The organism is Bradyrhizobium sp. P2_E8 (genome assembly GCF_056403875.1).
In genome coordinates this window covers 1-7,636 of record NZ_JBFUES010000291.1, presented here as the reverse complement: position 1 = coordinate 7,636, position 7,636 = coordinate 1, and the positions used below count along the sequence as shown (strand labels likewise).

The following is a 7,636-nucleotide window of genomic DNA, read 5'->3' as shown; positions in this document are numbered from 1 at the left end:
GTGCCGCTGCAGCGGTCGCCGAAAATGATGCCGCTCCATGCACCGGAGCCGTTCACACCGGCAAGCCGGCCGCCGCCGCTCGCATGGGACGCGCCGACCGAGACATTGACCGCCACAGTGCCGGAGCGCTTGACCCTGCCCGAGACCCGGCCGCCGCCGGCGGACGAGACGCGGCTGCCGGTCACGGTGAAGGGAACGCTGTAGCCTGAGCTGCAATTGCCGCGGGCGGTGGCGAAGGTGACGTTCCAGATGCCGTCATAGCGGCCGACGCGGGCATCGGCGGCGGACGGCAGCGCGGCGGCGGCGAGCACGGCAAGCAGCGCCAGACGGCGCGGGCGGGCAAATTGCGGGACAAATTGCGGGAAATGGGCCATTTTGGTCCTTCCTCCGGGCGACACGGCCTGGACGATGAGGGTGGCAACTCCGGATAGTCGGCGGGCGGGTTTTGGCGGTTCATCGTTGCCAATTGGCTGCCGCTCTGGCATAAGCCCAGCCTTCATCGCCCGGCTGATTAAGGGCTGCCGTGGCGGTGTTTCGTGCGGGTTTCGCGCTTGTTCGTAGAACCTGAGCACAATCAACGCTCTAACGAGCATTTTTGACGGCCAGCCGCCTTCGCGGGCGGATTTCCGTGGCCATTAGGAGAGCCAAATGCCCAAGCTGAAGACCAAATCGGGCGCTAAAAAGCGCTTCAAGGTGACTGCCACCGGCAAAGTGATGCACGCCCAGCGCGGCAAGCGTCACGGCATGATCAAGCGGACGAAGAAGCAGATCCGTCAGCTTCGCGGCACCCGCGTGCTGTTCAAGACCGACGGCGACAACGTCAAGAAGTACTTCTTGCCGAACGCCTGATCGCGTCCACGATCACTGCCACCTCAGCCGCGCCTCGCGCGGCGATCCGAAAACCAAGTCATCTCTGAAGGATTTTTGTCATGTCTCGCGTCAAACGCGGTGTGACCGCCCACGCCAAGCACAAGAAAGTCTACAAGGCCGCCAAGGGTTTCTACGGCCGCCGCAAGAACACCATCCGCGCCGCCAAGCCGGCCGTCGAGAAGGCCCAGCAGTACGCCTTCCGCGACCGCAAGCGCAAGAAGCGGACGTTCCGCGCGCTCTGGATCCAGCGCCTCAACGCCGCTGTGCGTCCGTTCGGCCTGACCTACAGCCGATTTATCGACGGTCTCGCCAAGTCGGGTATCACCGTGGACCGCAAGGTGCTGTCGGATCTCGCGATCAACGAGCCCGCGTCGTTCCAGGCGATCGCCGAGAAGGCCAAGGCAGCGCTGGCCGCCTAAAAGGCTGCGCTCGCAGCCTGATAAGGCCAACGCTAGCGGGCCTTCTGGCCCGCAGCCTTCAGCGCGCGTTGCGAGTAACGCTGGGCGACCTCCGCCCGGCAGAATGCCGTAAACGAGAGATACATGGTGCCGGACTTGTTCCGGTACTTGACGTCGCACGCGTGCATATCGCTTTTGTACGCCTGTGTCTGCGCGGCACTGAGGCCGGGCTTGAAGTCCGCCTCGCATTTCTTTTCGACGGCGGCGCCGAGCTGGACATCGCCGCTCGCGGTCAGTTGGCAATCCTGAAACACCTTCATCGCGCTTTCGCAGCCCTTCTGGGCGTTGATGGTGTCGACGACCTCGTCCAGCGTCATGGATTTCTCCATGCAGACCATGGCGCGTGCCGGGGTGCCGGCGACCGACAGAGCGACGGCCAGAATGGCCAGGCAGGACCTTGAGTACATCACGAAGTCTCCTCGTATCCTCCCTTGGTGCCGGGGCCCCGTGCGAGGTTCAACCCAGCTGGTCGAGAGCGCGAAATGACCGGCTTTTTGCTTGACGTTACGCCCTTCGGGCGGCGACAACCCAGCCGAATTTGGCAGCAAGGATTTGACTGTGTCCGACCTCGCAACGCTTGAAGCATCCATCCTCGACCAGATCGCCGCCGCCGGCGACGAAGCCGCCCTCGAAGCGGTGCGCGTCGCAGCCCTCGGCAAGAAGGGCTCGATCTCGGCGCTGCTTGCCACGCTCGGCAAAATGTCGCCCGACGAGCGCAAGACGCAAGGCGCCGCAATCAACCAGGCCAAGGACAAGGTCACCGAGGCGCTCGCCGCACGGCGCGACGTTTTGAAGTCGGCGGCGCTCGATGCGCGGCTGGCGTCCGAGACCATAGACGTGACGCTGCCGCTGCGCGACGCGCAGGCCGAGGCCGGCCGCATCCATCCGCTGAGCCAGGTCTGGGACGAGCTGACCACGATCTTCGCCGACATGGGCTTCTCGGTCGCTGAAGGCCCCGACATCGAGACCGACGATTACAACTTCACCAAGCTGAACTTTCCGGAAGGCCAYCCCGCGCGCGAGATGCACGACACCTTCTTCTTCCATCCGAAGGAGGACGGCTCGCGCATGCTGCTGCGGACCCACACCTCGCCGGTGCAGGTGCGCACCATGCTGAGCCAGAAGCCGCCAATCCGCGTGATCTGTCCGGGCCGCACCTATCGCATCGATTCGGACGCGACCCACACGCCGCAATTCCACCAGGTCGAAGGCCTCGTCATCGACAAGCACTCGCATCTCGGCCACCTCAAATGGATCCTGCACGAGTTCTGCAAGGCGTTCTTCGAGGTCGACCACATCAACATGCGCTTCCGCCCGTCGTTCTTCCCGTTCACCGAGCCGTCGCTGGAAGTCGACATCCAGTGCCGTCGCGACAAGGGCGAGATCCGCTTCGGCGAGGGTGAGGACTGGCTCGAGATTCTCGGCTGCGGCATGGTGCATCCGAACGTGCTGCGCGCTTGCGGCATCGATCCCGACGAGTACCAGGGCTTTGCCTGGGGCATGGGCATCGACCGCATCGCCATGCTGAAATACGGCATCGCCGACCTGCGCCAGCTGTTCGACAGCGACGTCCGCTGGCTGTCCCATTACGGCTTCAAGCCGCTGGAAGTCCCGACGCTCGCGGGGGGATTGAGCACGTGAACCTGAGCGCCGTCCCGGAGCAATATCGCGGCCTGCGGTCGTTCGCCTTCGGCGACGGACCGGCTCTGGCCGACGAGTTGCTCGATCTCGTGATCCGGGGCGTCAAGACCGCGACATGCAGCACCGAGGACGAGCCCAACACCTCGACGCCGGGCGAACGCTGGATCGTGCTCGACGGACGCGGAGAGCCACGCTGCATCATCGAATCGACCGAGGTGAGCTATCGCCGCTTCGGCGAGGTTGATGCGGCCTTTGCCTTCGACGAAGGCGAAGGTGATCGCAGTCTCGACTACTGGCGCAACGCGCATCGCAACTATTTCGGTCGGCAAGGCAAATTTCGCGAAGACATGATGCTCATGTGCGAACGCTTTCGCCTGATCGAGGTTTTCTAGGAACGGCACCATGAAATTCACGCTCTCCTGGCTAAAGGACCATCTCGACACCGACGAGCCGCTGGAGCGGCTCGCCGAGAAGCTCACCATGATCGGGCTCGAGGTCGAGAACATCGAGGACAAGGCGAAGGCGCTGAAGCCGTTCACCATCGCGAAGGTGATCTCGGCCGAGCAGCATCCGAATGCGGATCGCCTGCGCGTCTGCATGGTCGACACCGGCGACGGTGGCGCGCCCGTGCAGGTCGTGTGCGGGGCGCCGAATGCGCGCGCGGGTCTCGTCAGCGTGTTCTCGGCCCCCGGCACCTACATTCCCGGCAAGGACATCACGCTGGGCGTCGGCACCATCCGCGGCGTCGAGAGCCGCGGCATGCTGTGCTCGGCGGCCGAGCTGCAGATCTCCAACGACCATGACGGCATCATGGAGTTGCCGGCGAACGCGCCGATCGGCGCTGCCTACGCCGAATGGGCCGCGCTCGGCGATCCCGTCGTCGAGATCAACCTGACGCCGAACCGGCAGGACTGCACCGGCGTGCACGGCATCGCGCGCGACCTCGCCGCCGCCGACATGGGCAAGTTCAAGGACCCGACCATCAAGGCTATCAAGGGYGAATTCCCCTGCCCGGTGAAGGTCACGGTCGAGGACGCGACGCTGTGTCCGGGCTTCGCGCTTCGCCTCGTACGCGGCGTCAAGAACGGTCCGTCGCCGGAATGGCTGCAGAAGCGGCTGACCGCGATAGGCCTGCGTCCGATCAACGCGCTGGTCGACATCACCAATTTCATGACCTACGACCGCGCGCGCCCGCTGCACGTGTTCGACGCCAGGAAGGTCAAGGGCAATCTCGTGGTGCGCCGCGCCCGCGACGGCGAGACGCTGCTCGCGCTCGACGGCCGCGCCTACAATCTCGATTCCGCCACCTGCGTGATCGCGGATGAGCACGGCGTCGAATCGCTCGCCGGCATCATGGGCGGCGAGGCCTCCGGCTGCGACGAGAACACCACCGACGTGCTGATCGAATCGGCGCTGTGGAACGAGATCAACATCGCCCAGACCGGCCGCAAGCTCGGCATCAATTCCGATGCGCGCTACCGCTTCGAGCGCGGCGTCGATCCGGCCTTCATGGTGCCGGGGCTGGAGCTCGCGACCAGGCTGGTGATGGAGATGTGCGGCGGCGCGCCGTCCGAGAATATCGTGGTCGGCAAGGCCTTCGGCGACGACCGCGTGATCGATTTCCCGGTGACCGAGGTCAAGCGCCTGTCCGGCATCGAGGTGCCGCAGCCGGAGATGAAGCGCATCCTGACCCATCTCGGCTTCATGATGGCGGGCCCCGGCCCGGTGGTGAAGGTCGCGGTGCCCTCGTGGCGCACCGACGTGCACGGCAAGGCCGACATCGTCGAGGAGATCGTCCGCATCTACGGCGTCGACAAGGTGCCGATGACGCCGTTCGAGCGCGGCGAGGACGCGCGCAAACCGGTGCTGACCCCGCTCCAGCTCCGCACGCGCCGGGCGCGGCGCGCGCTCGCGAGCCGCGGCATCATCGAAGCGGTGACGTGGTCGTTCATCACGAAGTCTGCGGCAAAACTATTCGGCGGCGGCCAGCGCGAACTGGAAGTGGCCAACCCGATCGCCTCTGACCTCTCCGACATGCGCCCGACCCTGCTGGCGGGCCTGATCGCGGCGGCGCAGGCCAATGCCGATCGCGGCTTCGGCGATGTCGCGCTGTTCGAGGTCGGCCAGATCTTCAAGGGCGATCGCCCACAGGATCAGTTCATGGCGGCAAGCGGCGTGCGCCGCGGCTTTGCCTCCTCGGAAGGTCTCGGACGGCACTGGTCGGGCTCGGCGCAGGCTGACCTGTTCGACGCCAAGGCCGATGCGCTGGCTGTGCTGGCCGCAAGCGGCGCGCCGATGCAGGCGCTTCAGATCGTGCCCGGTGGTCCCGGCTGGCTGCATCCGGGCCGTTCCGGCACGATCCAGATCGGCCCGCAGAACGTGCTCGGCTATTTCGGCGAGATGCATCCGCGCGCGCTGGAAGCGCTCGGCGCCGACGGTCCGCTGATGGTGTTCGAGGTGATCCTCGACCGCATCCCCGAGGCCAAGAAGAAGCCGACCCGCGCCAAGCCCGTGATCGAGCTGTCGGCATTCCAGCCGGTGTCACGCGACTTCGCCTTCATCGTCGACCGCACAGTGAAGGCCGGCGACATCGTGCGCGCCGCGCTAGGCGTCGACAAGAAGCTGATCACCGGCGTCAACGTGTTCGACGTCTACGAGGGCAAGGGCATCGATGACGGCAAGAAGTCGATCGCGATCGCGGTGACGATCCAGCCGCGCGAGAAGACCTTGACCGACCAGGAGATCGAGGCTGTCGCCGCGAAGGTCGTGGCGGAGGTGACGAAGAAGACCGGCGGCACGTTGAGAGCATGATGCCGAAAAGTGTGAAACGGTTTTCGGACGACATCATGCTCCCGAATCGCAGCGCATGAATCTCGCCGACTTCCTCCCGAAGGACGTCAGCCTCACCATTGCGATGGCGCTCTGCGCCGTCGCCTTCGTCTCGGGTACCGCGCGCGGCTTTTCCGGCTTCGGCTCGGCGCTGATCTTCATGCCGCTGGCGAGCAGCTTCGCGGCGCCGCGGCTCGTTGCCGCCCTGCTGCTGGTGATCGATTTCGTCGCGGCGGTGCCGCTGCTGCCCGACGCATGGCGCAAGGCCGACCGCAAGGCCACCGCCGTAATCGTGCTGGGTGCGCTGATCGGCGTGCCCATCGGCACCTATTTCCTCAGCGTGCTCGAACCCGTCACCACGCGCTGGATCATCTCCTGCTTCGTCGCCGCGCTGTTGCTGCTGCTGCTGTCGGGCTGGCGCTATCGCGGCAAGGACCACGCCTGGCTCTCCGTCGGCATCGGCGGCCTTTCCGGCTTCTGCAGCGGGCTGGCACAGACCGGCGGGCCGCCGATCGTCGGCTACTGGCTCGGCCGCCCGATCGCGTCGATCGTCGCGCGCGCCAACATCCTGCTGTTCTTCGGCGCTTCGGACTTCTTCTCGATGGTCAGCTACGCGACGACAGGCCTGATCAGCCGCGAATCGCTGGTGCTCTCGCTCATCGTCGGTCCGGTCTATGCCATCGGCGTCGCATTCGGCGCCTCGCTGTTCGGCCGCGCCAGCGAAAAAATGTTTCGCGGCATCTGCTATGCGCTGATTGCGATGGCGGTCGTCTTTGGTCTGCCGGCGTTGGATGGGGTTTTGCGATAACTCCCTCCACGGGTCGTCCCCGCGAACGCCGGAACCCATAACCACAGGGAGCGGTTATGGGGCGAGTCGGTAACTCCGAGTCTCCGCCAAACCACTTCCTGTGGTTATGGGTCCCGGATCTGCGCTCCGCTTCGCGGCGCTTGTCCGGGACGACGGCGGAGTTTCTTGCCGCTTAATTACCCTACTGCCGCGGCGCCTTGCGCCGCTTGGTCGATTGCGTCGGCACATCGGCCGGCTCGTCCTTGATCGCGCCGATCTTCCGCAGCGCTGCGTCAGCGGCGCGCTCGCCGCTGTCCCAGGCGCCGTCGACGGTGCCCCACAGCGTCTCGTGGGTGGCTTCGCCGGCGAGGAACAGATTGCCGATCGGCTCGGTCAGGATTTTTCGCGAGAGCTGACCGCCGGGCGAGGACGCCGACATCGCGCCCATCACGAAGGGCGAGGCATTCCAGCGCGTCACGCTGGTCTTCTGCACGGTCGCCGCGGCCTCGCTGCCGAACAGTTTTGCGATCCATTCCTTCGCGAAGGCCGCCATCGCCTTCTCGCCCTGCTCCGACAGATCGCGGCCGAACGAGCCGCCGACATCGATCGAGCACAGCGAGGAGCCGCCGATATTGGCGAACATCAGCGCCGTGCGCGTCGAATTGCTCTGCTCGATGAGAATGTCGTCGCGCGCGAGGCCGAGCGGATTGCCCGGCAGTTGCAGCACGATGTGGTCGTAGCTGCCGAGGGTGAGCTTCGACGCCGCGTCCAATGTGCGCTTGGGAATATCGGGCGCGAACTTGATCGCGCCGGCGATCAGTACGTTGGTCGAGACCGTGACGATGGCGGCGCGGGCGGCGATCTTGCCCCCTTGCGTCTCCACGCTGACGTCGCGATTGCTCCAGCTGATGCGGCTTGCCGGCGTCGACAGCGCGACCGGCGCCTGCTCGCCGAGCTTGGTGATGAGCGTACCCAGACCCTGGCGGCAGGCGATCGCGGCATTGCGGTCCTGCGCGCGCGCCTTGTCGATCGCCGACAGCTCCTTCAGGTC

General features: G+C 65.7%; 9 protein-coding genes. 6 read left to right on the top strand and 3 right to left on the bottom strand.

The annotated features are described in order from the left end of the window. The coding region (locus tag AC1D00_RS17715) for a hypothetical protein (RefSeq protein WP_477011545.1) at positions 1-374 on the bottom strand (374 nt) is incomplete at its 3' end. Positions 375-648: 274 nt separating this feature from the next. Between AC1D00_RS17715 and rpmI the strand changes: the two genes are divergently transcribed. After that, positions 649-849, top strand: a complete 201-nt coding sequence (rpmI, locus tag AC1D00_RS17710) for a 50S ribosomal protein L35 (RefSeq protein WP_008539890.1) — start codon at positions 649-651, stop codon at positions 847-849. Positions 850-929: 80 nt separating this feature from the next. After that, positions 930-1,289, top strand: coding sequence for a 50S ribosomal protein L20 (gene rplT, locus AC1D00_RS17705; RefSeq protein ID WP_011083533.1), 360 nt, complete (start codon positions 930-932; stop codon positions 1,287-1,289). A gap of 32 nt (positions 1,290-1,321) precedes the next feature. On the opposite strand, the gene AC1D00_RS17700 is transcribed toward rplT, so the two are convergent. Then, positions 1,322-1,735, bottom strand: a complete 414-nt coding sequence (locus AC1D00_RS17700) for a hypothetical protein (RefSeq protein WP_477011546.1) — start codon at positions 1,733-1,735, stop codon at positions 1,322-1,324. Between the two features lie 151 nt (positions 1,736-1,886). Here AC1D00_RS17700 and pheS point away from each other — a divergent pair, with 151 nt between their 5' ends. From pheS to AC1D00_RS17680, 4 genes are read left to right on the top strand one after another with little or no spacing between them, the layout of a single operon-like run. Beyond that, the gene (gene pheS / locus AC1D00_RS17695) at positions 1,887-2,969 is read left to right on the top strand and encodes a phenylalanine--tRNA ligase subunit alpha (protein WP_477011544.1); all 1,083 of its coding nucleotides are present in this window, start codon (positions 1,887-1,889) and stop codon (positions 2,967-2,969) included. 2 nt (positions 2,970-2,971) lie between these two features. Beyond that, positions 2,972-3,361, top strand: coding sequence for an ASCH domain-containing protein (locus AC1D00_RS17690; protein ID WP_135178726.1), 390 nt, complete (start codon positions 2,972-2,974; stop codon positions 3,359-3,361). A 10-nt stretch (positions 3,362-3,371) separates the two neighbouring features. After that, positions 3,372-5,780 (top strand): phenylalanine--tRNA ligase subunit beta, encoded by a 2,409-nt coding sequence (gene pheT, locus AC1D00_RS17685; RefSeq protein WP_477011543.1) that lies wholly within the window; start codon positions 3,372-3,374, stop codon positions 5,778-5,780. Between the two features lie 55 nt (positions 5,781-5,835). Next, positions 5,836-6,606, top strand: a complete 771-nt coding sequence (locus AC1D00_RS17680) for a sulfite exporter TauE/SafE family protein (protein ID WP_135178692.1) — start codon at positions 5,836-5,838, stop codon at positions 6,604-6,606. A gap of 181 nt (positions 6,607-6,787) precedes the next feature. Here the strand turns inward: AC1D00_RS17680 and AC1D00_RS17675 are convergent. After that, a partial coding sequence (locus AC1D00_RS17675) for a flavin monoamine oxidase family protein (RefSeq protein ID WP_477011542.1) occupies positions 6,788-7,636 on the bottom strand: 849 nt, incomplete at its 5' end.